The sequence below is a fragment of the Scytonema hankhaensis NUACC26 genome (assembly GCF_045865695.1).
In the GTDB taxonomy this organism is placed as follows: Bacteria; Cyanobacteriota; Cyanobacteriia; order Cyanobacteriales; family Nostocaceae; genus Scytonema.
On sequence record NZ_BAACAP010000209.1, the window covers coordinates 1 to 24,329 of the forward strand.

18 protein-coding genes, 1 tRNA gene and 1 pseudogene are annotated in these 24,329 nt (G+C 40.6%); 10 read left to right on the forward strand and 10 right to left on the reverse strand.

Translation table 11 applies throughout. From position 1 onward, the window contains the following. Window positions 1–138: 138 nt before the first annotated feature. Complete coding sequence (gene nth / locus ACKTT2_RS25935; RefSeq protein WP_407891971.1) at window positions 139–795, reverse strand: endonuclease III; 657 nt, start codon at window positions 793–795, stop codon at window positions 139–141. Window positions 796–1,027: 232 nt separating this feature from the next. On the opposite strand from nth, the gene ACKTT2_RS25940 reads away from it, so the two are divergent. Beyond that, on the forward strand, window positions 1,028–3,886 hold the full coding sequence (locus ACKTT2_RS25940; RefSeq protein ID WP_407891973.1) for a M16 family metallopeptidase: 2,859 nt from the start codon (window positions 1,028–1,030) through the stop codon (window positions 3,884–3,886). A gap of 93 nt (window positions 3,887–3,979) precedes the next feature. Here ACKTT2_RS25940 and ACKTT2_RS25945 read toward each other — a convergent pair whose 3' ends face one another. Continuing rightward, window positions 3,980–4,627 carry a group I intron-associated PD-(D/E)XK endonuclease gene (locus ACKTT2_RS25945; RefSeq protein WP_407891975.1) on the reverse strand — a complete coding sequence of 216 codons (648 nt, stop codon included), beginning with the start codon at window positions 4,625–4,627 and terminating at the stop codon, window positions 3,980–3,982. 77 nt (window positions 4,628–4,704) lie between these two features. Beyond that, a tRNA-Arg gene (locus tag ACKTT2_RS25950) sits at window positions 4,705–4,777 on the reverse strand. Window positions 4,778–5,079: 302 nt separating this feature from the next. Between ACKTT2_RS25950 and ACKTT2_RS25955 the strand changes: the two genes are divergently transcribed. From ACKTT2_RS25955 to cutA, 4 genes are all read left to right on the forward strand, one after another. Further along, the gene (locus tag ACKTT2_RS25955) at window positions 5,080–5,742 is read left to right on the forward strand and encodes an Npun_F0813 family protein (protein WP_407892107.1); all 663 of its coding nucleotides are present in this window, start codon (window positions 5,080–5,082) and stop codon (window positions 5,740–5,742) included. A gap of 196 nt (window positions 5,743–5,938) precedes the next feature. After that, window positions 5,939–6,823, forward strand: a complete 885-nt coding sequence (locus ACKTT2_RS25960; RefSeq protein ID WP_407891978.1) for a hypothetical protein — start codon at window positions 5,939–5,941, stop codon at window positions 6,821–6,823. A 25-nt stretch (window positions 6,824–6,848) separates the two neighbouring features. Further along, window positions 6,849–7,952, forward strand: a complete 1,104-nt coding sequence (locus ACKTT2_RS25965) for a transposase (RefSeq protein ID WP_407891980.1) — start codon at window positions 6,849–6,851, stop codon at window positions 7,950–7,952. Window positions 7,953–8,041: 89 nt separating this feature from the next. After that, window positions 8,042–8,365: a divalent-cation tolerance protein CutA gene (gene cutA / locus ACKTT2_RS25970; protein WP_407891982.1), complete on the forward strand. Its 324-nt coding sequence runs from the start codon at window positions 8,042–8,044 to the stop codon at window positions 8,363–8,365. 525 nt (window positions 8,366–8,890) lie between these two features. Here the strand turns inward: cutA and ACKTT2_RS25975 are convergent. The 7 genes and pseudogenes from ACKTT2_RS25975 to ACKTT2_RS26005 form a co-directional block, all read right to left on the reverse strand. Then, window positions 8,891–9,214: pseudogene (locus tag ACKTT2_RS25975) on the reverse strand (RNA-guided endonuclease IscB); the annotation flags it as partial. Further along, window positions 9,199–9,423 carry a hypothetical protein gene (locus ACKTT2_RS25980; RefSeq protein WP_407891984.1) on the reverse strand — a complete coding sequence of 75 codons (225 nt, stop codon included), beginning with the start codon at window positions 9,421–9,423 and terminating at the stop codon, window positions 9,199–9,201. The pseudogene ACKTT2_RS25975 and the gene ACKTT2_RS25980, both read right to left, overlap by 16 nt. A gap of 145 nt (window positions 9,424–9,568) precedes the next feature. After that, a complete protein-coding gene (locus ACKTT2_RS25985; RefSeq protein ID WP_407891986.1) occupies window positions 9,569–10,510 on the reverse strand; it encodes an ADP-ribosylglycohydrolase family protein in 942 nt (313 codons plus the stop codon). Between the two features lie 330 nt (window positions 10,511–10,840). Continuing rightward, entirely contained in the window at window positions 10,841–11,698 is an 858-nt protein-coding gene (locus tag ACKTT2_RS25990; protein ID WP_407891988.1) for a nitrate ABC transporter ATP-binding protein, read from the reverse strand. Between the two features lie 25 nt (window positions 11,699–11,723). Continuing rightward, on the reverse strand, window positions 11,724–13,730 hold the full coding sequence (locus tag ACKTT2_RS25995) for an ABC transporter ATP-binding/substrate-binding protein (protein ID WP_407891990.1): 2,007 nt from the start codon (window positions 13,728–13,730) through the stop codon (window positions 11,724–11,726). A gap of 112 nt (window positions 13,731–13,842) precedes the next feature. After that, window positions 13,843–14,679: a nitrate ABC transporter permease gene (gene ntrB, locus ACKTT2_RS26000; RefSeq protein ID WP_407891992.1), complete on the reverse strand. Its 837-nt coding sequence runs from the start codon at window positions 14,677–14,679 to the stop codon at window positions 13,843–13,845. Window positions 14,680–14,802: 123 nt separating this feature from the next. Continuing rightward, on the reverse strand, window positions 14,803–16,155 hold the full coding sequence (locus ACKTT2_RS26005) for a CmpA/NrtA family ABC transporter substrate-binding protein (protein WP_407891994.1): 1,353 nt from the start codon (window positions 16,153–16,155) through the stop codon (window positions 14,803–14,805). A 761-nt stretch (window positions 16,156–16,916) separates the two neighbouring features. Between ACKTT2_RS26005 and ACKTT2_RS26010 the strand changes: the two genes are divergently transcribed. From ACKTT2_RS26010 to ACKTT2_RS26030, 5 genes are all read left to right on the forward strand, one after another. Continuing rightward, on the forward strand, window positions 16,917–17,780 hold the full coding sequence (locus tag ACKTT2_RS26010; protein ID WP_407891996.1) for a DUF6671 family protein: 864 nt from the start codon (window positions 16,917–16,919) through the stop codon (window positions 17,778–17,780). A 284-nt stretch (window positions 17,781–18,064) separates the two neighbouring features. Beyond that, entirely contained in the window at window positions 18,065–19,477 is a 1,413-nt protein-coding gene (locus ACKTT2_RS26015) for an NAD(P)/FAD-dependent oxidoreductase (RefSeq protein ID WP_407891998.1), read from the forward strand. A gap of 631 nt (window positions 19,478–20,108) precedes the next feature. Beyond that, window positions 20,109–22,541, forward strand: coding sequence for an FAD-dependent oxidoreductase (locus ACKTT2_RS26020; protein ID WP_407892000.1), 2,433 nt, complete (start codon window positions 20,109–20,111; stop codon window positions 22,539–22,541). A gap of 9 nt (window positions 22,542–22,550) precedes the next feature. After that, the gene (locus ACKTT2_RS26025; RefSeq protein WP_407892002.1) at window positions 22,551–22,736 is read left to right on the forward strand and encodes a hypothetical protein; all 186 of its coding nucleotides are present in this window, start codon (window positions 22,551–22,553) and stop codon (window positions 22,734–22,736) included. Window positions 22,737–23,081: 345 nt separating this feature from the next. Beyond that, on the forward strand, window positions 23,082–24,047 hold the full coding sequence (locus tag ACKTT2_RS26030) for a helix-turn-helix transcriptional regulator (protein WP_407892004.1): 966 nt from the start codon (window positions 23,082–23,084) through the stop codon (window positions 24,045–24,047). Window positions 24,048–24,329 lie beyond the last annotated feature (282 nt).

Below are 24,329 nucleotides of genomic sequence, written 5' to 3' on the forward strand. Positions count from 1 at the left end.
GTTAGTTGTTAGTGGTCACTGATTACTGGTCACTGATTACTGATTACTGGTCACTGGTCACTGGTCACTGATTACTGGTCACTGGTCACTGATTACTGGTCACTGATTACTGGTCACTGATTACTGGTCACTGATTGGTCACTGGTCACTGTTTACACCAATCTTTTCACATACATTCTTGAGAACGCACTCCGCACACTTTGGTTTTTTTGCCGTGCAGGTATAACGTCCGTGAAGAACAACAGCAGGTCCCCAAAAAGTCCATTCTTCTTGAGGAACGAGTAGCATCAATTCTTGCTCTATGGTTTCTGGAGTTTTCCGTTTTGTTAAGCCCAGACGTTGGCTAACGCGAGCAACATGGGTATCAACGATAATTCCAGAAGGAGTATTAAAAGCTGTGTTGAGAACAACGTTGGCTGTTTTACGAGCAACTCCAGGTAAAGTCACTAGCTCATCCATTGTTTTGGGAACTTCTCCCCCATATCTTTCAACGAGGTCTTGACACATGCTTTTGACGGTTTTGGCTTTGTTACGATAGAAACCAGTTGGTTTTAGTTCTTCCTCAAGTTCCAAAATATCAGCTTCAGCATAAGCTCTAGCTGTGGGATACTTGGGAAACAAAGTTTTTGTAACTTTATTTACACGTTCATCAGTACACTGTGCTGCCAAAATCGTTGCTACAAGGAGTTGAAGCGGAGTTTCCCAATCTAGCTCGTATCTGGCATTGGGATATACTTGTTTCAGATTATTAAGAATAATATCGATAGTTTGAGTACTGGTAGGCATAATAGGCATAAAAATAGTGTTATTAATTTAACTATTCTTTGCCCGTTATACCTCTTTATACAAAATTTGGCAAAGTGGGGAAACCCCACGGGGATCTACCTCCACTGATACAACTAAGTAGCTAGGAGCAAAAAAACCGAACTACATTACAAAATATAAATACACATAAACAGTGACCACCTGACCAGTGACCAGTGACTAATGACAATCTTCACGAGTTAACTTTAATTGTGTTGAGACTATGTCTTTTCTATCCAAGCTACGTCCTTCTCTTCTGATTCTCTTCAGCCTCTTCTTGAGTGGAGTGCTGTGGCTGAGCAATTTTTCTGTTGCAGCCCTCCAAACAGATGTTACGCCAGTGTCGGGTCTTTCCCTCACCCAAGGAGTGCGAAAAACTATTCTGAATAATGGTTTAACTGTACTGACTAAGGAAGTTCACACTTCCCCGGTGGTAAGCGTACAAGTATGGTATCGAGTGGGTTCGCGTAACGAGAAAGCAGGTGAGAACGGTATTTCTCATCAGCTAGAACATTTGATGTTTAAAGGAACTACTGACCGCCCAGTGCAATTTGGTCGTTTGTTGAGTGCTTTGGGTAGCCAGTTTAATGCTTTTACTAGTTACGATCAAACGGCTTACTTTAGTACGGTACAGCGCGATAAATTGGATGCACTGCTGACTCTAGAAGCGGACCGCATGGAAAGTGCTTTGATTCAAGCCGACCAACTCACAAGTGAGAAGCGTGTTGTTATTTCAGAGTTGCAGGGTTACGAAAATTCTCCAGGGTATCGTCTCAATCGTGCTGTTATGCGGGCTGCATTTCCGAATCGGTCTTACGGTTTACCTGTAGGAGGTACGAAATCTGATGTCGAGAAATTTACATTAGAGCAAGTCCGCAACTACTATCAAACATACTACAGTCCTGATAATGCAACGCTGGTTGTTACCGGAGATTTTGACACTGCAGCTGTTCTCAAATCTGTCGAACAAAATTTTGGAAAACTACCGAAACGAGGACGGGGAAACGCAACAAGTCAAAATGCAAAAACCCAGTCTACTTCTCCAATCGCCAATCGCCAATCCCCAACCGCCAGTCCCCATTACCCCTTATCCCCAGAGGGGACCCCGAGTTCCCCAATCGCCAGTTCCCAGTCCCCAACCGCCAGTCCCCAATCTCCTATTATCTTGAAAGAACCGGGTAGCGCAGCACTGTTACAAGCTGTATATCCTTTGCCTGATGCCAACCATCCTGATGTAGCTGCTATTGATGTTATGGATGCTATCTTGACTGGTGGACGCAGTTCTAGACTTTACCAAGCTTTGGTGGAATCTGGTTTGGCTAGTTCGGTCAGTGCGAGTCCTGCAGAACTGATTGAGCCCGGTTGGTATGAAATTAACGTTACAGCAGTTCCAGGTCAACAACTCTCTAAGATTTCTCAAGTTCTGCAACAGTCTTTAACAGAACTTCAACAAAAACAGGTTGCTACTGATGAGTTGAATCGAGCAAAAACACAACTCCAAGCTGCTTTTGTTCTCAATAACCAGGATATTACTAGCCAAGCAACTCAATTAGGATATAGCGAAATTGTTTCTAGTGATTATCTGTACATTAAGCGCTATCTTGAGGCAATAGCAAAAGTTTCAGCAGCAGATGTACAGCGAGCTGCGAAAACTTATCTCAATTCGGCTCAACAAACTCTCGGCTTTTTTGAACCGACTCTTCCTGATGGGAAACCAGGAGCGACTGGCGCTGGTTCTGGTCGCACTGTGGAAAACTTTAGCCCTGGTAAGCCTGTAGATCCGGCTGAACTGGCTAAATACCTCCCTGCTGCTAAATCTACCAGTGTTTCTACGAAGCAAACTCTACCAGAACAATTTATCTTTAAAAATGGTTTGCAAGTTCTCTTGCTTCGCGATCGCAGTGTTCCTACAATTAACCTGAGCGGACAAATTCAAGCAGGTAGTGTATTTGATACCAATCAGAAAGCAGGTTTGGCTAATTTGGTTGCAGCCAACCTCATGAATGGAACTCAAACTAAGGATGCTTTAACTCTGGCAAAAACTCTGGAAGATCGGGGTGCTAGTTTGGGATTTCTCGCAAATCGTGAAGGAGTTAGTATTAGTGGAAATGGCTTGTCGGCTAATCTGCCAATATTAATTGACACTTTGGCAGATGTGGTCAAAAATGCTAATTTTCCCAACGCTCAACTCGAACTTAGCAGACAGCGATCGCTCACTAGTTTAAAAGCACTGTTAGACGATCCTCGTGGCTTAGGAAGACGGGTATTTCAACAGGCGATTTATCCAGAAAATCACCCATTCCATAGCTTCCCCACAGAACAGAGCTTGAAAAGTATTACTCGTAACGATCTCGTGCGCTTTTACCAAGAGCACTACCGTCCAGATACAATGACTATTGCTCTAGTTGGTGATTTCGAGCCAAGCCAAGTCAAAGCTTTGCTAAATAAAGCTTTTGGTGATTGGAAAGCTGAGGGGAATCCACCAACACTCAATTTACCTTCAGTAGCGTTACCTCAGAAGACGACACAGTTAAACCCTGCAATTCCAGGGAAGGCAGAAGATGTCACTTACATTGGCTACAATAGTATATCTCGGAAAGACCCCCGTTATTATAGTGCTTTAGTACTGAATGAAATTTTGGGTGGCGATACTTTGTCCAGCCGATTGGGTACTGAGGTTCGCGATCGTCAAGGTCTGACCTACGGTATTTACAGCGCTTTTGCTGCTGGTATTAACCCCGGTCCGTTTTTAATCCAAATGCAAACGGCTCCAGGAGACACTCAGAAAGCAATAGCCAGCGCAATTGCTTTGCTTAAGCAATTGCGAGAGCAAGGTATTACGGAAGCCGAGTTAAACGCTGCAAAACGCTCGATTACCAACAGTTTTCCTGTAGAATTGGCAAATCCCAGTAATTTAGCAGAGATTATTTTGGGTAATGCTATTTACGGTTTGTCTCCTGCAGAAATTCGAGAATATCCCAAGCGCATAGAATCAGTGACGAGCGCTCAAGTGCAACAGGTTATTCAGGAGTTAATTCATCCAGATAAATTGGTGATTGTGACTGCTGGACCGGGAGCGTGAATCAGTGAGCAGTGAGCAGTGACCAGTGACCAGTGACCAGTGACCAGTGTTTTTGGGAACTGATGACTGGTCACTGGCTACCGAACAAAATCTTTACGTAGATGCTTTGAGCTTTACCCAGTAGCCTCTGGGTGGTTTTTCAATACTGTAAGCTTTGCACCATTTTTCTATAGCTTTGTCAGACAAGCCAAAGTCCTTTGTAATTTGGCTTGTTGGCTTTTCCCACACGAGTTTTTGTAATTCTTCTTTGCTGGGTCTGGGTACTTTGCGCGTGTTTATTCTTGCTTCTGTGTTGACTTTTCTAGTTGTTAAATCAACTCCAAATTCTTTGTAAGTTCGTTTAGTTGCATCTTCCGTAAAATCTGTAAAGTCTTCCCACCAGTAAAATGGTGTAGCTGAGTTAGGTATTTTTGTAGTAATGTAGCAACCACAAAACTTGACCGATGGATAAACAACTTTATCTATATCAGGTAGGTAAACAGCGTAAAAATCAAAGTCGTCCTCTTGGTACTTTTTCTGATGAGTACCATTTTTATCTACCCAAATGGTTTTCTTGATGACTCTATTGTCTCCAGCGTATTTAGCTTGTATTCTGTAACACTTACTATTTTTATAAGCAATAAGATCGAAAGGTAAATGTTCGCAAACTACGGGTGTGAAAACTAAGTATCCTTTAACTGTGAGATCTGCTATTGCTTTTGCAGCAGCTATGTCACCTTTGTTCTTTGTATGATGTAGCAAAATAAACCCTCAACAGCAGTAATTATTCTATCACAGTTACCGCCTTTGAGAAGTTTTACTGGGGTTAAACGGTTAAACGGGTGCGGCAGGATTTGAACCTGCGACTCGCTGCTTAGAAGGCAGCTACTCTATCCCCTGAGTTACGCACCCAGACTATTAACAAACGAAACGATCATAACATATATAAACAGAAAAATGACAAACCTTTGCGTAAAGCAAATTAAAATTATTGCAGATTTCACGTCGTCAAGGCTAAGATCCAAGGCGCTAGATATTATTTGTACACTTACAACCCACCATATGGATTATTTGTTAGTTATACCGATTTGTCGATGAGTTTGTCGTTCGGCAAGCTCTAAAAACAGCGTACAAGGCTGCATCAAAAGCCATGTAGCTAGCGTGCGATGATTTATCCCATGTATAAAGCCCCGGTAAGGTTATTTGCCAGTGTCATGTTTATTTTGAAACGGCAGGATGTAGAAATATCTACCATTCAGCACCCAAAGCGAGAACAGCAGGTGCCAATCCTCTATTATCAGGGGCAAACCTTTCGGTTAATCAATGTCTTCAAAGCTAGTCAAGAAGAAGAGGCTAAAGCTTTGTGGAGAGATTTAACCGATAACCGAGGCAAAGCCTGCGTTTTACTAGAGGAACCCGATCGCTACAGCGTTTGGGGTAAAGTTCGTGTAGACCAGATAGGTAGTGACACGGGAAGTAGTAGTAGCAAGATGGGCATTTTTACTCTTGCCAGTCTTTTACTGCTGCAATCTGTGTTTATCGATATAGAAGATTTTTTAGGTTCAAAACAAGCAACATTATTTCAAAAAGGTGTTGCCGAAGTCATGCAGCAATGGCAGTTTCCTCAGGTATCCTCACCAGAGGCGCTCAAAAAACTGCTGACTATGGACTTAGAAGAGCTAGCCCAACTGCCAACTTGGCAAGAACATCATGTAATTACGTTCTTGCAAGAATTGCATCGGTTAGCAAAAGCATCTTTTGGCAATACTAATTTTGCCCATCAAGTGGGCGAGAGATTGCAAGAGATGCCAGAAGGCGAGCGCTCGCTTTTTATCAATTGGCTCAATCAATCTCCCTTAAGTAAACTGTGGCATTAACTGATAGAACTTTTCAAGTATCTTTAAAAAATTGTTGATGTCTATGATACATATCATTAATCCTCATTTACGGAAAAAGATTGATTCAAAATTCAAATCTCCTACTTCAAAAGTATGAGGTTTAACCAGTTACTGGTAACTGGTTACTGGTCACTGGTCACTGTTATGCTAGAGTGCATTTATACTGTAAAGTTCTATGAGTAGCGCTTACAACAAAACACAGCGAAATAAATCCATGTTTTCCACCCAGAACATCGTCTTGGCAAGTATGGGCTGGGGAGTCCTTGCACTGTTATACTTTATGTTATTCAGTGCCAGAATTCCAGACACAGATGGCATAGAAAAACGTGCCGAGTGGTACGTAATAGGTACAAATATTTTTGAAGCAATGGCTTACTTAGGTGCTGGTATTTTATGCTTGAGAAATTGGCGCAGCGCACAAATCGTCAGCGGTCGAAATGTATGGCTGTCAATCGGCATCGGTATGCTTTCTTATTTCCTTGGAGGGATAATTTTTGGATATACGGAGATAGCTTTAGGAAAAGAACCAATTCTTTCTTTTGCTGATGTCTTTTTTGTAGCAACATACGTGTTGCTAGGTGTGGGTATGGTGTTGGCAGTGGCTTCTAGACGACTAACTCTAGATAAGTGGCAATGGGCAATTGTGCTAGCGATCGCAATACTTGGGAGCGCTTTAGCATGGTTAATTTCCAGCCAACCACCACAAGAAGCAGCAAAAGTTGCCATCCTCACATGGGAAGAAAATACAGCAGCAATTTTAAACTGGTTTTATATCGTTAGTGATGTACTACTATTAGTAATTGCGTCTACTCTACTGCTAGCCTTTTGGGGGGGAAGAGTTTCCCTTTCTTGGCGCATGATAGCAGCAGCAGCATTTTCACTGTATGTAGCTGATATGTGGTTTAAATATGCCACAAATTGGATTCCAAATTATCAAAGTGGAGAAATACTTGAGGTATTTTGGGTGTGGAGCGGAGTCTTATTTGGCTTGGGCGCTGTTTTAGAACATGACGCATCAATAAACCGTTCGCGGCGTGCAGGCGGAAGAAAAAGAACTTAGATTAAGGAATGGCTGGTGTCCTACCGTGAGAAAACTAACAGAATCAGACAAACAAGAAATTCTCAAGTTATATCGAGAAACTGCGGAAACAACCTCAACTTTGGCAGAGCGCTATGACGTGAGCAATTCCACGATTAGCCGCTTGCTAAAAAGTACGTTGCCAGAGGATGAGTATGAGTACCTTGTTTCTTTAAAACGTGCTGCTAGAACTCCTGAAGGCAGGGCACAAGTTAGCTATGATAATTTGCCCGTATTTACTCACGAGCAAGAAGAACAAGATGAAGAACAAGTAGCAACTCCCGTTGTTGCTCAGAAAGTTGTTGAGGTTCAACCACAAGAAGAACTAGAGCCAGAGACAAAACCCAAACCCCAGAAAGTTATTGAGCCAACACCAACGAGGAGCAAACGCGAAACTCCGAAAGTCGTTGAGCCAACACCAACGAGGAGCAAACGCGAAACTCCGAAAGTCATTGAGCCAGTCACCAAAACAAGACGAGTGAAGCGGCGTTCCTCAACATCGGAAGACGAGCAAGAGCAACTCACTTTACCAGTTGTAGAGGAACCAATTGCCGAACAACTGGAATTGTTAGAACAAAAATCACCTGAAATCGCAAGCATTCCCAGTGTATTGGGAGAAAATACTTATTCAGCAACAAATGCGATCGCGGAAATGTTTGGTGAGGACTTGCTAGATTCAGATGATTTGGACGATCTAGATGATGAGGACGAGGAATATGACGACGATGATGACGATGAAGATTTTGAAGAAAGACCACGGCTAGTTGCAAGAACAAGTAAGAGTGATTCTGTTCGAGTTCTACCACTGTCAGCCGCAGCTTTGCCAAAAACTTGCTATCTCGTTATAGATCGTTCCTCGGAATTAATCACCCGACCTCTGAGGGATTTTGGAGATTTAGGACAAATTCCTAACTTGGAAACTCAGCAAAGAACTCTACCCGTGTTTGATAATCACCGAGTCGCCAAACGCTTTTCCACCAAACGCGATCGCGTGATTAAAATACCTGATAGTAAAATGTTACACAAGGCTCGCTATCACCTGCATGCTAAGGGAATCACTCGACTGTTAATTGATGGTCAAGTGTATTCTTTGTCATCGACTACTGTTTAGTTAGTGGTTAGTTGTTAGTAGGGGCGCAAGGCATTGCGCCCGTACAGGGTTAATGGAACAATTAGCCATTAGCCATTAGTAATTTTGTTATGAATGAATCAGTTCAATACGGTGTAGTATTAGTAACAGCTTCTTCAGTAGAAGAGGCGGAAACAATCGCAAATGCTCTTGTGGAGGTTAGGCTAGCTGCTTGCGTTAGTATCATGCCAATCCACTCCATTTATACTTGGCAAGGACAGAAACACAAAGAGCAAGAATGGCAGTTATTGATTAAAACTGACTTAGAACAATTTTCTACATTGGAAGCAAAAATTCGCGAACTACACTCCTATCAAGTGCCTGAAATTATTGCGATACCTGTAGTTGCTGGTTCTCAACCTTATCTTCAATGGATTTCTGAGCAAGTAGGTTGATATAACCATGCCCAATTATTTTGTTTGCTTTTCTTCCTCATCATTACTTTCCTCAAACTCAGCAATGATTTGCTGAATTTTTTTCACAGATACATTCGCCTGTTCAGATTTAGTATAAATATCTAATAAGACAATACTTAAAGGTGATTCAACCCAATAAATTAAGCGGTAACCAGAGCTTTTACCTTTTTGAAGATCGCTGTTCTTTACATGCGCCTTAAAAACTACATAGCCCTCTAGCCCAGAAATTTGGTTGCCTATCTGTTTTCCTGATTGTAATTGAGCAATTACAGGCTGAATATCATTAGCAATCCGACGGTATTTTTCACTAAAGTACGTAGTTTTCTCTGAAATTCAAAAGTTGATTCGATCTCGATTGAGGGAGAATCATCCAGAAGCCTCCGGGAGCGGGGAAACCAAGCAACTTTAGTTCGTGGAGGAACCGCGACACGAGCCATTTTAATGAGCTAGTGCCACAACAGGGGTTCCCCCCGTTGTGACAACTGGCGTGGCAGTCTAAGTAATTCAAAATGCATATGAATAACCGTCCTTTGCATGAATTCTTTTGCAATATTTATGACTAATTCCTTGAATTAATCCGTTCTTAGTTGAAATATTAAAACTGCCTGTAGCACGAGTCGCAATTCTGCCAACATATTCACCAACTTTACCAGTAGTGATAACAGCTTTAACTATGTCTCCAGTTTGAAAACCGAAGTGAAATTTAGTTCTAGAACAATGACGATTTGGAAAACCGTACTTGTCTGTACGACACATTTGTCTTGTTCCGTGACCATTTGCTGTAATTAGTAAAGGTTTAACTCCTTTAATATTTAAAATCGTGCTTGATACCAGGATCTACGAAAGCTTTCTACAGCAGATTCTATCTTTTCATTATCTTCATCTTCATCTTCCTCATGAGCCTCATCATGAGATGTTTCTTCAATCAGAACAATAACTCTTACTACAGATTTATTGGATAAATTTTCAAGTTGCATATCCGGTAGCTCAAGCTTACCATCAGGCGTAATCTTAGCAGAAAATTCATATGCTTTCATCTTCATCTCCAAAAAGGCTGCAGGATCGATCTTATTCTATAAACTTGAGACGATAATACCAAATACTAACTTAAACAAACCAATTTATAAAAACTAGTTTTTTCTCACCTACCTACTTACGACAGATTATCATTGTTCTAGTGGCTTAGTAATTAAGAATTACTGTTAAACGATTTGCCAAATCAATAATATCGTCTTTCCGAGCAACTTGCTCAATCCATTCTTTAGGAATATTTTCTACTCCATAATAAATGGCTGCTAATCCGCCTGTAACAGCAGCAGTTGTATCTGTATCTTCACCTAAATTGACAGCTTTTAAAACTGCTTCAGCATAAGATGAACTATTTAACAAACACCAAAGTGATGCTTCTAATGTATCGATGACATATCCACTTGAATTAATACTTTCTTCTGATAACTGAGCAATTTCACCACTCATGACTCTGGTAAAATGCGATCTCTCTGAAGCATACTTGGCATTTGAGTAAATATCTTCTATGTTTTTTAGTCCTTGTTGATAAGCTGTGTTTGGATTGGCTCCTTCTAAAAGAGCAACTGCAATACTAATATAAATACCGCAAGCCATTTGTGACCTGAGATGAGCGTGAGTGATGCAAGAAACTTGATGCGTTCGAGAAATCAGTTCTGAGAAAGTTAATATTTTGTGATAGTAAGCTATAGGCAAAATTCTCATTAAGGAGCCATTCCCATTACTTCTTTCGCTCTTTTCTCCTGCTTCTAAAGGTGGTACTCCTTGTTTTATATTGGTAATGGCAAGAAATGTTGTATTGCCTACATCAAAAACTTCGCCACGTGCTGTCCAATGATTGTTGTTATACCAACGCCAAAAGGATTGTGCGATTGCATCGAGTGAAAACCCTTCACAAAGAGACTCAGCCAAGCAAAATGTCAGCGAACTATCGTCAGACCATGTACCTGGTGGTACATCCCAAGTTCCGTAACCTTGCATTGATGTCACGGGCGATCGCGATCGTTCTGCACGGCTAGTAAATTCCACTGGAACACCTAATGCATCCCCTACGCATAATCCCATGAGTCCAGATAAAACTTTTGAAGTCATCGACATTATATAAAAACTTGTATTTTTATTCCTTATAATAAACACAAAATGAATAGCATTAGCCTATAAAATTAAAATGAACTGCTACGCAAGCCATTATAGGAATTCTCACTTGAATCAAGTACAGATTTATCTGCGTTCTTCTGCTACAGGCTGCGGTTCCATAACTTTTTTATGTATTGTACCTAATTGAAAAATTTTTGTTTTGTAGTAAATAAAATAGGTGGGCAATGCCCACCCTACAAAAATATTTTTATTTAAATCTTGTGGTACGGGCAAGATGCCCGTATTATAATCTCCACTCTTGTGGTAAGGGCATCTTGCCCGTACTACGAATTACTCATCATGAGCAAAACGACGAAACAGGTAATCAAGAGCGTAGTTGCGAAGTTGATAGTATTTTGGATCTTCCATAATCCGAGCGCGATCGCGCGGACGGGGGAACGGAATATTTAAAATTTCACCGATATTTGCCGCAGGTCCGTTTGTCATCATGATTAAGCGATCTGCAAGGAACAGCGCTTCATCAATATCGTGAGTAATCATCAGTACCGTGCATCGCCGTTCGTTCCAAATTTTCAGCAATTCTTCCTGTAATTCTTCTTTGGTGATAGCATCTAATGCCCCAAATGGTTCATCTAATATCAGGACTTGAGGACGAATTGCCAAAGCTCGTGCGATCGCAACCCGTTGTTTCATACCCCCAGAAAGTTGGGTTGGTTTTTTGTCACCTGCATCTGACAAACCTACTAGAGCTAAATGTTCCCGTGCAATTGCTGACTTCTGTGCCTTGGGCTTGTTAGGAAAAACAGCATTAAGAGCCAAGTAAATATTTTCAAACGCAGTCAGCCAAGGTAACAAAGCATAGTTTTGGAAAACCATCATTCTATCCGGTCCCGGCTGAGTGATGGGTTTAGAATTAAGCATTACCGAGCCACTAGTAGGCTTAGTGAAACCCGAAACCATATTTAGTAAAGTTGATTTACCACAACCGGAGTGACCGATTACGCAAATAAACTCGCCCTGATTTACGGTAAGGTTAACATCTTCAAGTACTACAAAAGGACCTTTTGGTGTGGGATAGACTTTAGAAACACTATCCATCACCAAGAAAGGTTCGGGACGGGTGGGAATAGCGAGGGGTTGTGGAGATGTTTTGGTCATTTCGCGAGAAGTAAACGTGCGATTGTTCATATGATTTTGGATTAATCTAAAATTTTTAGGCTGCTGCGACGGAGGAACGCGTGTAGATAATGACTTCTGCTACGGAAACATTGCGTTTTATTTCAAGACTGTTGAGATAAGCAATAGGGTCATCGGCATTAAATTCAGCGCCATCAAACAATTGAATAGGACCGCGATGGTACTTAATATCAAGCAAACCTAGCTCCCGTGCTGCTGTGCTAAACACGCTGACTCGACAAACCCTTTCCAAAATTTCCATCCAGTTGCGGGGGAAAGGAATATCACCCCAACGCGCCATTTGAGTCATCATCCATAAATGTTCGGTACGGCTGGGACGGTTGACTCCATCACCAAAGAATAGATGATGAGCGTACTCTCGCATTGGTTGTTCGAGGTTGCAAACCATAGAGTTTGGATCGCCAAGCTGGATATATTCTTCGTTAGTGCTGATGTACTCGCGACGAGCTAAAATTTGACGAATTTCTGAAAAGTTATTTTCATCAGCACAGTACCGACAAGCTTCCAATAAAGCTTTAACTAAAGCGATATGGGTATTTGGATATGCATTTGCCCAATCTTCGCGAACTCCCAAAACTTTGCCCGGATGTCCTTGCCAAATTTCTAAATCTGTGGCGACGGTAAAGCCAATACCTTCTATCGCAGCTCGAAGATTCCAAGGTTCTCCCACGCAATAACCGTCTATACTTCCTGCTTGTAAGTCAGCAACCATTTGTGCGGGAGGAATGGTTTTGAGAGAAACATCTACATCGGGGTCAATGCCTGCTGTTGCTAACCAGTAACGCAAAAGTATATTGTGCATTGAGGAAGGGTGTACCATCCCCAAAGTATGGCTTTGCCCTGCGGACTCTTGTAATAATTGTTTAAAATCTGCTAGGGTATAAACCCCTTTGTCATAAAAACGCTTGTCTAAGGTAATGGCATTGCCATTGCGAGTTAATGTCAGTGCGCTCACAACAGGTGTGGGGACATCTCCATGACCACCTACAGTTAACCATACGGGCATACCTGAAGGCATTTGCGCCGCGTCTAAATAGCCACCAACGATCCCATCGGTAATTCCGCGCCAGCTGGTTTCGCGCACTAAGTTAACTTCGTCCAAACCGTACTTTGTAAAGAAGCCCTTTTCTTGAGCAACAGCAAGAGGGGCGCAAGCAGTCAGAGGAAGGAAGCCAATTTCTAAGTTAACTTTTTCTAGACCGTGACGGGCAACTGTTGTAACTTTTCTCGCTCTGATTTTCTTGATACGTTTTTGTTGATTGAGGAAGTAAATCATCTCACTCCGCAAGCTGTAGTAGCTCGGATGTTCTACCACTTCCATCCGCTTCCGGGGGCGGGGAATATCGACTTCTAAAATTTGTCCTATTTTTGATTCCGGTCCGTTGGTCAACATCACAATTCTGTCGGACAATAGCACCGCTTCATCCACATCATGAGTCACCATAACTGCAGTGACTTCGTTTTCCTGACAAATTTGCATCAACTGTTCTTGCAAATTGCCTCTTGTCAGTGCGTCTAATGCTCCAAAAGGTTCATCTAACAGGAGCAATTTAGGACGAATTGCCAGAGCACGTGCGATCGCAACCCGTTGTTTTTGTCCGCCCGATAACATGGCTGGGGCTTTATCAGCATGAGGACGCAAACCAACGAGATCGATATGCTTTTCAACTATTCCTTTGCGTTCGCCCGCAGGTACATCCTTCATGACTGCATCGACAGCAAGAGCAATATTTTCCCGTACTGAGCGCCAAGGTAAGAGTGAATAATTTTGAAACACCACCATCCGATCGGGACCTGGTCTGGCAATTTTTTGTCCTTCTAATGCTACCAAACCCTCAGTTGGTAAATCCAAACCTGCAATCATATTGAGGAGGGTAGATTTGCCACAACCGGAGTGACCGATGAGAGAAACGAACTCTCCTTTTTTTATTTGTAAGTCAATCCCTTTGAGAGCAATATACTGACCGCCACCGGATAAGGGAAAAATTTTCTCAATTTGGTCAACAGCAACAAAAACGCTCATTTTTCTATTTGTCCTTTGTTATTGGTCACTGGTTACTGGTCACTGGTTACTGGTTACTGGTCACTGGTTACTGGTCACTGATCGCTGGTCACTGGTTACTGGTCACTGGTCACTATTTCTGTTCTTCTGGTAAAATTCTTGACTGTACCCATAACATACACTTGTCAAGAATTAAGCCAATAACACCGATATAAACAAGAGCCAAAATAATTTCGCTGACATTGTTGTTTTGATAAGCATCCCAGATGAAAAAGCCAATTCCAACAATACCGGACATGATAATTTCTGCTGCAATGATTGCCAACCAAGCTAAACCAATCGCAATTCTTAAACCAGTAAAAATGTAGGGAAGAGCAGCAGGTATAAGAATATTCACGAAATATTCTTTGCGAGAAAGTTGTAAAACTTTAGCTACGTTGTTGTAATCTTGAGGAATTTGCTTAACCCCAACTGCTGTATTGATTAAAATAGGCCAAATTGCTGTGATGAAGATGACGAAAAGAGCAGCAGGTTCATTTTGTCTTAAAGCAGCCAAAGAAATGGGTACCCAAGCGAGGGGTGGTACGGTACGGAATAGCTGAATCATTGGATCTAAAGCTTTCGACAATGATTTGCTCATTCCGAGCGCAATACCTAAGCTAATACCGATGACTGCTGCTAGTGAATAACCAATTGCAACTCTTTTTAAACTAGCAAGAACTTGCCAAAATAAACCCTTATCTATCCCTCCTCGGTCATAAAAGGGATACAGAATCAGTATCCACGTATCTTGAATCACTTGAATTGGACCTGGTAGTGTTGCTCCAGGAATCCAAGTAAAGATTTGCCATACAGCGAGAAAGATTGCGATCGCAACTAGTGGTGGGATAAGGTCGGGAAATTGCTTTTGTATACGGGATAACCAGGGATTTTGAGCAGTAGCGTTATTGCGTCTTTGTAGCGTTACCATTGATTTTCTCCTCTTTGTTGTTGGATAGTTGATAGTTGTTATTTGTTAGTTGTTATTTGTTAGTTGTTATTTGTTAGTTGTTATTTGTTAGTTGATAGTTGTTTCTCCACTAACTACTAACCACTAACCACTAACTTTCTTAATCTTTAAGCTCTGCAAGTAAGCTTTAGGATTCTCTGGGTCGAACTTGATGCCATCAAAAAACTCTTCAACACCACGAGATGTACTGGTGGGAATATCAGCCGCCGCTACGCCTAATTCTTTAGCAGCTTCTTTCCACAAGTCCTCGCGATTAACTTTATCTATAAGTGTCTTGGCATTTGCTAAGGTCGATTCTGGTAGGAAGCCCCAACGCACGCTTTCTGTTAAAAACCAAAGGTCATGGCTCTTGTATGGATAAGAAACGTTACCTTTTTCATCTTTCCAGTACAATGCTGCCATTTTGCGATCGTCAATTGTACGACCATCACCCATGTTGTATTTACCTATGAATGGATCGTTCAGAACTGATGCAGGGACGTTAAAGTAATTTCGTCCTGCAAGGATTTGAGCTAATTCTTTTCTGTTGTCAAAGTTATCGCACCATTGCTGCGCTTCCATGAGTCCTTTAAGAAGGGCTTTAGTGGCTTTTGGATGTTTGTCAACCCAATCTGCCCTCATGGCAAAATATTCTTCTGGATGGTTTTTCCAAATTTCAGCTGTCAGTGCTGCCATGAAGCCAATCTTATCTTGGACAATGCGGTAAGGCCAGGGGTCGCCAGTACTAAACGCATCCATTGTTCCTGTCTTCATGTTGGCAACTGTTTGGGCTGCTGGCACTGTTAGGAGTTGAACATCTTTGTCTGGATCGACACCTGATGCCGCTAACCAGTAGCGAATCCAAAAATCTTGATTGACGCCTGGAAAGGTGTATGCAGCTTTGAAGACGGCGTTTGCTGATTTCAATTGAGCAAAAAACGCTTCCTTCCCAGCAACTTTTACGCCAATGCCTTTGCCCAAATGCTTGTTTGCGATCGCGATACCATTACCTTGAGTAATTAATTGAGCCAGGATATACATGGGAATTTTTCTATTACCCTTAGTAATGCGTCCTTCAGAAATTAAGTAAGGCATGGGCATTTGCCATTGACCGCCCTCAATTCCGCCTCCAGCAGCTCCAATTTCTACGTTGTCTCTTGCCGAACCCCAATTCGCTTGTTTGGATAGATCGACATTAGTCATTCCATGTTTAGCAAAGAAACCTTTCTCCTTTGCAATAATGAAAGGTGCTGCTTCAACAATTGGAATATATCCGAGTTTAACTGTATTAGTCTCTGGTGCATCTGCTGCAGAGACATTGGTAGCAGCAACTTGCTGTGCTTGATTTGTCGTCCCTCCTGGCTCCGGAGGATTTCCCAAACATCCTTTTAAGAATATAGAACCAGCAGCAGAAACACCAGCAGTTACCAAAAATTTGCGTCGAGAAAATTCAGTCATAAATTTTTCCTGTGGTAATTTTAATTAATTTTGATTGCCGGCATACAGCAATGGAACAAAGAGATCCCTTGCTCAAAAAAACAGTATTCTTCCGTAGATTGAAACTTAAGTCAGACTCAAGAACATTAATTATGTGATTGGGACTGGATTGAATTATCTGTTGTAGATAAACTTATCACCTTTTTTAAATAATTTGTTGATTTTCAATCTTGATTATTAAAAAAATCTTATATCTTTACCATAAGAAAATCCTTACCTAAATGCTCCTCTAGGTACGAGCAAGTCTATCGTATTAACATAAATTAATGATAAGTATAGAGAAAAATTGATGTATGTCTGTCTTCAGAACGATATAAGAACCTTATACATAAGCATCTATAGGGTTTTCATGATGAAATCTATTGAGTTTTGTTAAGGATAGATAGTCTTAATATTGTAAGATAAGCAGTCATCAATTTCCTAATAGCAATGATTGATTGAGGTCTATATACAAGAATCTAATTCTCGACTTCTCTCATAATTCAAGGATCTGGTTTCTCATAAATGATTTAAGAGGATGTTTTAAAAGTCATGATTGATGTATTAAATATTTTTTACCCCACCCTAACCCAGACCGATGTATTGGTCTGGGAACTAAATTTCTCTTATTTCCCCCCTTTATAAGGGGGGACTAAGGGGGGTAATGGGGTAATGATGTGATGAAAATGACAGCAAACCACTTTTCAAACATCCTTTAAGAGTACTATTTTTGTAAATTGAACATGAAAAAACATCCACTGTTTAACAATCGAGTAGCAGTATTAGCCACTAAGCATCATAAAGAGAAAGAGATCGCTCCAATTCTCAGACAAGAATTAGGTGTTGAAGTTATAGTTCCACAAGATTTTGATACAGATTGCTTCGGTACATTTACAAGGGATGTAAAAAGGACAGGAACCCAAATCGAAGCAGCAAGACTGAAAGCAGAAACAGTTTTATCCCTCACGAATGAAACGTTAGCCTTAGCAAGTGAAGGTACATTTAGTCCCCATCCAAGTAATCCTTTCGTACCATGCAATCAAGAAATTATTATTTTTTTGGATAGAACAAATGAACTAAAAATTATTGGTCAATCAGTTACTATTGAAACTAACTTCAGCCATCGGGTCATCAAAAGCATTGAAGAAGCACATGAGTTCGCTGAGAAAGTTGGCTTTCCCGAACACGCTGTTGTGGTGATGGTTCATCCTGCACCCGAAAATCGAGAAGAAATTATCAAAGGCATCAATACAACAGAACAACTTGTAGAAGCAGTCGCATTTGCTTTAAATCAGTCTAAGACTGGTGAAATTTCAATAGAAACAGATATGCGTGCTCTTTATAACCCTACGAGAATGAAAAATATTGCTAGAGCAACTTATGACTTGATTCAGAAAATCCGAAATGCTTGCCCTAATTGCGACTTTCCTGGGTTTGATGTATTTTCTAGGAAAAAGGGATTACCTTGTGCATATTGCCACTCCCCCACAGAACTGACTCTTGCCGTCACTTATAAATGTCAAAAATGTAGATTTTTTAAAGACGTGATGTTTCCAGATGGAATACAAGAGGCAGATCCCTCTTTATGCAATTACTGCAATCCCTAACTCGAACAAACAGCGCTTTGCATCTGAATGAGGTACACCCCCCTTTCATCCCCCCAAGGCATCGGGGGGACAGAGGGGGGTAATTTTTGTACCTCACCAAGTTGAAATCTGCTGTATCTTAGATTTATAAGCTCGCCCACGTCACCTTTCTGCTTGAATTGCTGTAATTTAGACTACTTTTAATACTTCTTCAAATGCCATAAATGAACGGCAGCCTTTATTCTAATTTTGCTAGATATTTGTTAAGAAAATTTACAACCTCTTAACGAAAGGAAATAGTTATTATGGTAGTTGTACATGAGAATAATGCACTACATCACGTTGTAATCATTGGTGGAGGCTTTGGTGGACTATATACAGCGAAGACTCTTGCCAAAGCGAATGTCAACGTTACTCTCATCGATAAACGTAATTTTCATTTATTTCAGCCGCTTTTATATCAAGTTGCGACAGGTACGCTATCACCTTCTGATATCTCCTCACCCTTACGAGCTGTATTCAGGAAAAGCAAGAATACAAAAGTGTTGTTAGGAGAAGTCAATGATATCGATCCAGAAGCCCAAGAAGTTATTCTGGATGATAGAACAATACCCTATGATACATTAGTTGTTGCCACAGGTGCTAACCATTTCTATTATGGTCGCGATAATTGGAGACCATTGGCTCCTGGCTTAAAAACTGTTGAAGACGCCATAGAAATACGTCGCCGGATATTCTCGGCATTTGAAGCTGCAGAAAAAGAAACCAATCCCGAACTACGCCGTGCTTGGTTGACTTTTGTGATTGTCGGAGCGGGTCCCACTGGTGTAGAGTTAGCGGGTGCGATCGCAGAGTTGGCAAAAACTCTCACTGAAGATTTCCGCAACATCGACACATCAGAAACTAAGATTTTGTTATTGCAAGGAGGCGAGCACATCCTCCCTCATATGGCACCACAGTTATCAAAAGTAGCAAAAGTATCTTTGCAAAAGTTGGGTGTGGTTACCCAAACTAATACCAGGGTGACGAATATTGAAAATGATATCGTTACTTTCAAGCAAGGTGATAAAGTTCAAGAAATTGCCTCAAAAACTATATTATGGGCAGCAGGTGTGAAAGGTTCCTCTATGGGGCAAGTTTTAGCAAACCGCACAGGTGTAGAGTGCGATCGCTCCGGACGTGTGATTGTAGAACCAGACTTGACAATTAAGGGTTATAAAAACATCTTTGTCATCGGAGATTTAGGCAACTTCTCTCATCAAGATGGAAAACCATTACCTGGTGTTGCACCCGTAGCCAAACAAGAAGGAGAATATGTAGCTAAACTCATTCAAAAACGCCTTCAAGGTCAAACACTACCACAATTTCGTTACAATGACGTGGGTAGTTTGGCGATGATTGGCAAAAATTTAGCTGTTGTAGATTTAAGCTTCATCAAGCTCCAAGGTTTCCTTGGTTGGATATTTTGGTTAGTCGTTCATATATACTTCTTAATCGAGTTTGACACTAAATTAGTAGTCGTATTTCAGTGGGCATGGAGTTATATCACTCGTAATCGTCGCTCTAGATTGATTACAGGTCGAGAAGCTTTGGAAGAAGCGAAAACTGTTACCAACAGCACTAATTTGGCGACTAAAATCGCTAACCCTCCCACTCAACCAACACCCTATTCAAAATTGCAATCTTACACTGCGGATATCGAGGCAGCAACTTTCTGATTAACATCACCAAAACTGAGTCATCATTAAGATAACCTTTGCTCTCAATACCTGTAAATTGGTTTTCTCTTGAGATTTTACGCGTGTTGATTCAATTGTTCCACTTGACTGGAAGATTTTTCATTTTCAGCGACAGGTGCGGCGGAATAATTGCCTTTTGCGAGACGCGTAAGGGACAAGACGCACCCACTGAAAGAAACTAATAGTAAATCAATAAAGCACCCAAAAGTGTAACCGTGTTTTGTGTAACGGGAGCAAAGCCAACACAACCTGCATGAGTAAAGTCACTAATAAACACGTTCACGACTACTATCACCCACAAGTAGATCCACAATAACTGTAGTCAGCACAAACCCGCTGTTCTGTTATATGTAGCGGGTTCTACACACCGGACACAATAGTAATCCCACCTGCATGCAGGTGGGATCGGAAAATTAAGCTAGCTACTCGTTTTTTCATTATTAGTACTGCTTAGTTATTAACCGAAAATTATTGCTAAGTAATACTCGTAGCAAATGCTAATTACTAAGATTTTATTAACCCTAGAAAAACCTAAGAACGATCCAATTAATATCATTAATGGGTAAGCTAATACATTCGTTTTGTACTGAAAAAATTGAGATAATCTCTAATGAGTAATCTATTGATAGACAATGATATAACTATTTTAGTAATTGGGGCGGGAGTAAGTGGTCTGACAACCGCTATATGTTTGAGAGAAGCAGGTTTTGGTGTTGTGATTGTTGCAGATCGTTTTGCCCCAGATTTAACCTCTGTTGTGGCAGGTGCATTGTGGGAATGGCCACCAGCAGTCTGTGGTCGTCATGGAGCTCCTAGATCCCTAGAACGCTCTAAAGAATGGTGTATGACTACCTATAATAAATTCAAAAAAATACACGCAGAGTTTGGTTCACAAGAAACAGGAATTTATTTAAGGGATGCATATTTTTATTTCAAAGATATTTTGGAAAATCGACATACTGACCTTCGCAAAATGAACGAGTTGAAGGATAAGGTTGATGGATTTGAAAGAGGCTTACAAATTGTCAAAGAAACGATTGATTTGAATTTTCAAGGAGGTATAAAAGATGCTTATAAGCACATGGCTCCGATGACAAATACCGATATTTACATGAAGTGGTTACTTCAATACGTAAAGAATATTGGATGCGAGATTATTCAGGAAAAAATCACTGTCAATGTAGTTGAAAATGAACAGGAATTACTTCGTCGTTTTAATGCAAGAGCAATTGTTAACTGTGCTGGACTAGGTTCGATCGCAACTACAGGGGATACTTCCATGTATCCCCTAAGGGGCGCACTTGTCAGGGTTAAGAATTTAGGGAAAGTTGTGACAGAGGCTCATTGTATTTCCCACGAAGAATCTTCTTCAAGTGAGCAAGACATCGTTTACATAGTTCCTAAAGGGGATGATTTAGTGGTCTTGGGAGGATTAACCCAGCAAGACCAATGGGATACAAACTTATCTCTTGAGGTTCCAATTATCCGACAGATGTATGATGGCTGTTTGGAGTTTCTACAGGAATTAAGAGAACTCCCACTAGATGAGAAGGAGCCTGTTAGGACTGGTTTACGACCATTAACAGAGGAAAATGTTTGTGTGGAAAGGGTTTTAAATACACACGTATTTTATAATTACGGACATGGAGGGTCAGGAGTAACTCTGTCATGGGGATGTTCGCAGGAAATTGTCCAGTTGATACAAGAAATGCTCCATGAGGAGGCAAATCCAGTTGCCTTGGATAGTAATAAGATAGATAGCAATAAGCAGACTGTTTTTGTACTGCATGATATGCTTCCCTACGAAACTGATTTTAAGCATATCCAATCTGATAATAGAAATTTGGTTTTACTTTGTAGTAGACGAGGACTCAGTAAGGTTGTACCTTACCAGTATCAGTACTTGGATCTTGTGCGAATTGTAGAACCTTATAATTTGCAAAATCTGCTCCAAACTTATCAACAGATTCAGACTGATTATAAACTTTTGGATAACAATCGGATTGTTACCAATGATGAGTATTCAGTGTTGTTAGCTGCACAGTTACGTGAAGCTTTAAATTTGGTAGGCGATCGCCCAACAACGATCCGCCAGTTTACTGATAAGAATTATCTCAAATCTACCCTCAAAAATTCCCTGATTCGGGTGCCAAAGCATCTGATTTTTGATCGAGACCAATACCGTCAAGAGCTAGTTTCATACTTAAATTTTGTTCAACAAGAACTAGGTAATTACATCTTTATCAAACCAGTTACGGGAGCCGGAAGTGAAAAAACTAAAAGAATTCGTACTGTTGATGAGTTGAAAGCCTGGTGTGACAGCAATGTAGATTCAGATGAAGAATTTGAATTCAATGAATTTATTAAAGGTCAACTATACAATACAAGTGTTGTTATCAAAAATGGTCAACCTTGTTATTTTGCTGCTTGCAAGCACTATCGACCTAATGATGAGTTCATTTATGGTCATCAAATCGGTAATATTGTTGTTAGAGAAGAAGAGCCAGAATTTCAGAAACTTTGGCAATTCTCAAGTGATACGTTACAAAGTTTAGAACACAGTTACCCCAAAAATGGTGTAATCAATATTGATTTCTTCTTACAAGAAGGTAGCGAAGAACCAATTCTGATAGAAGTAGCTGCACGCAGTCCTGGAGAGCTTGTATCGAGAATGTTTGAGATATATCAGGGGGTACGTTTAAACGAATTACATCTCCAATTACAGATTGGTGATTCCCCTGATATCATTCTCAAGGATAGAAATGAGTGGAAGTACGCTGCTTGCTCGATTCATCCCAAGCAGGACGGTGTTGTTACAGCAATTGAGAAGCCAATTCTCGAAAGTGATATGAAAGTTTATTGGCAGATTTATTTGGAAGAGAAACTGAAAGCATCGCAAAGTTTGATGGACGTTGCCATTGCCATTGTTTTGAGCCATCATGACTTTTCAACCCTACAACTGGATTATGAGATAGCCAATTCTACCAATTTCTACAAAACTAAGAAAACGTGTATAAAGCGATCTCCTACAACAGGCGATTAGGGAAAGAGGTTGGTTGCAAGTAGTTGGTATACAATAGGCGATCGCCTTTTTCTCGTTATTAACCGTTCGGGTAAGATTGTAGCAGTTCCCGAATCGGATTTAATACTAGGCACCTTAGTAGCTGTTGGTGTAGGTTTACTGCTGTATAAACGAAAACCGGGCGATCGCGCGATCGCAAGGCATCTTTTTAATTAAGACTTGCTTCCTGAATATACTAAAATTGTTGGTAAATCTTTCTAAACTTGTTAAATCGATTACATTTATTGCAGTTATTTAAATGATAATTTTAACTGTTATTAAATCATCTGGTAACACCATGAGCCAAGAGCTAGCTAGAATCCTTTGTTTCAAGAGGGTTTTTGACTAATTTTTTATTGGATATGTCTTACACAAAATTCAATCCACTTTATCAATGTGCTTTTTTTGACTTTTGTTATGTCAATGAAGGCAAAATTACATAGTATTTTTCTTATCTACTACCCGTGAAATTTATCAATCAATTGAGTTGTAAGTCAACAGTTTCTGTAAGTACCCGTTATTATGACACTAATCCTTTCACTAACAGATTACGGAAAACAACTTTATCAAGCAGAGGTAATTCAACAGGACTGCCCTGATGACTTTAACATCACCTACCAGTATCCATTTGGGGAAGGATACCGCCGACAAATTTTGCTACGAGATTGTATTTCCTTAGAAATTTACAACTATCAGTTAAAAAAATCAATAGTTGTAGAATATTTAGACAGAAAGCATTGGATAGAATTTCAATTCTTCATTCTTATAGATTCCCCATCTAAAAATCTTGAATTTGGTTCTGGAGAATACTTCATAAGCGGAAGTGGTATGGCTCCAGAGCACACTTATTCGCCTGAAAAGTTATTGCGGGAAGTAGCAGTCTCCGTTCATATTAAACCAGAAGTGTTTCGAGCATTTGCAGGAGATAGTTCTGGTGAACTTCCAAAAGAATTACAACATCTTATCAGACCTTTTGATCGATTGACTTATGAACGCTATGGAAGTCAAACTCTCGCAATGCAGTCTGTAGTGCAGCAAATTCTCCAATGTCCCTACCAAGGCATTACTAAGCGAATGTATCTTGAAACCAAAGTTTGGGAGTTAATGACATTACTAGTTGAACAAGAAATTCAAATCAATCGGGGTAGCGTTAATAGTAGTGTGGTGAAGCCACCAGATGTTGAACGCATTTATTATGCTAAAGAAATTTTATTGAAACATCTAGATAACCCACCTTCTCTTATACAGTTAGCACGACAGGTAGGGCTAAACGATCGCAAACTAAAACTTGGATTCCGGTCTGTTTTTGGCACTACAGTCTTTGGTTATCTGCACGACTATCGCATGGAACAAGCGCACAAGTTACTTATTGAGAGAAACATGAATGTCACACAAGTAGCAAGGACAGTAGGCTACGCTAGCCTCAGTTCATTTAACCATGCTTTTCGGAAGAAGTTTGGGGTTAATCCCAAGTCTTTTCACAGTTAAAAAGTCCGTTTGGAACAAAAAAAAGTCCGGCTCGAACAAGACATGAACGCTCAAAAATTATATCCTTTTGGGATAATAGGGTAGTTATAACTGCGTATCTTTACCAACTTAATCGGTAAAGATGTTTGCAGTGACAAGCCCTATTATGGGTTTGTTTTAAGTTGCTTGCAAGCAACGTCAATCAGCCGCGAGCGCTGCTGTTATTAGGCTTGTGCCTAAGTAGCGGTATAAATTTTGCTGCGGCTATGGCAAAAATCTTGTGTGGTGTACTTGTCTGGAGCG

What these genes read in the sequence shown, in the direction of transcription:
- nth (WP_407891971.1), bottom strand. Translation starts at nt 795, where the DNA reads ATGCCTATTATGCCTACCAGTACTCAAACTATCGATATTATTCTTAAT.
- ACKTT2_RS25940 (WP_407891973.1), top strand. Translation starts at nt 1,028, where the DNA reads ATGTCTTTTCTATCCAAGCTACGTCCTTCTCTTCTGATTCTCTTCAGC.
- ACKTT2_RS25955 (WP_407892107.1), top strand. Translation starts at nt 5,080, where the DNA reads ATGTTTATTTTGAAACGGCAGGATGTAGAAATATCTACCATTCAGCAC.
- ACKTT2_RS25960 (WP_407891978.1), top strand. Translation starts at nt 5,939, where the DNA reads ATGAGTAGCGCTTACAACAAAACACAGCGAAATAAATCCATGTTTTCC.
- cutA (WP_407891982.1), top strand. Translation starts at nt 8,042, where the DNA reads ATGAATGAATCAGTTCAATACGGTGTAGTATTAGTAACAGCTTCTTCA.
- ACKTT2_RS25980 (WP_407891984.1), bottom strand. Translation starts at nt 9,423, where the DNA reads ATGAAAGCATATGAATTTTCTGCTAAGATTACGCCTGATGGTAAGCTT.
- ACKTT2_RS25985 (WP_407891986.1), bottom strand. Translation starts at nt 10,510, where the DNA reads ATGTCGATGACTTCAAAAGTTTTATCTGGACTCATGGGATTATGCGTA.
- ACKTT2_RS25990 (WP_407891988.1), bottom strand. Translation starts at nt 11,698, where the DNA reads ATGAACAATCGCACGTTTACTTCTCGCGAAATGACCAAAACATCTCCA.
- ACKTT2_RS25995 (WP_407891990.1), bottom strand. Translation starts at nt 13,730, where the DNA reads ATGAGCGTTTTTGTTGCTGTTGACCAAATTGAGAAAATTTTTCCCTTA.
- ntrB (WP_407891992.1), bottom strand. Translation starts at nt 14,679, where the DNA reads ATGGTAACGCTACAAAGACGCAATAACGCTACTGCTCAAAATCCCTGG.
- ACKTT2_RS26005 (WP_407891994.1), bottom strand. Translation starts at nt 16,155, where the DNA reads ATGACTGAATTTTCTCGACGCAAATTTTTGGTAACTGCTGGTGTTTCT.
- ACKTT2_RS26010 (WP_407891996.1), top strand. Translation starts at nt 16,917, where the DNA reads ATGAAAAAACATCCACTGTTTAACAATCGAGTAGCAGTATTAGCCACT.
- ACKTT2_RS26015 (WP_407891998.1), top strand. Translation starts at nt 18,065, where the DNA reads ATGGTAGTTGTACATGAGAATAATGCACTACATCACGTTGTAATCATT.
- ACKTT2_RS26020 (WP_407892000.1), top strand. Translation starts at nt 20,109, where the DNA reads ATGAGTAATCTATTGATAGACAATGATATAACTATTTTAGTAATTGGG.
- ACKTT2_RS26030 (WP_407892004.1), top strand. Translation starts at nt 23,082, where the DNA reads ATGACACTAATCCTTTCACTAACAGATTACGGAAAACAACTTTATCAA.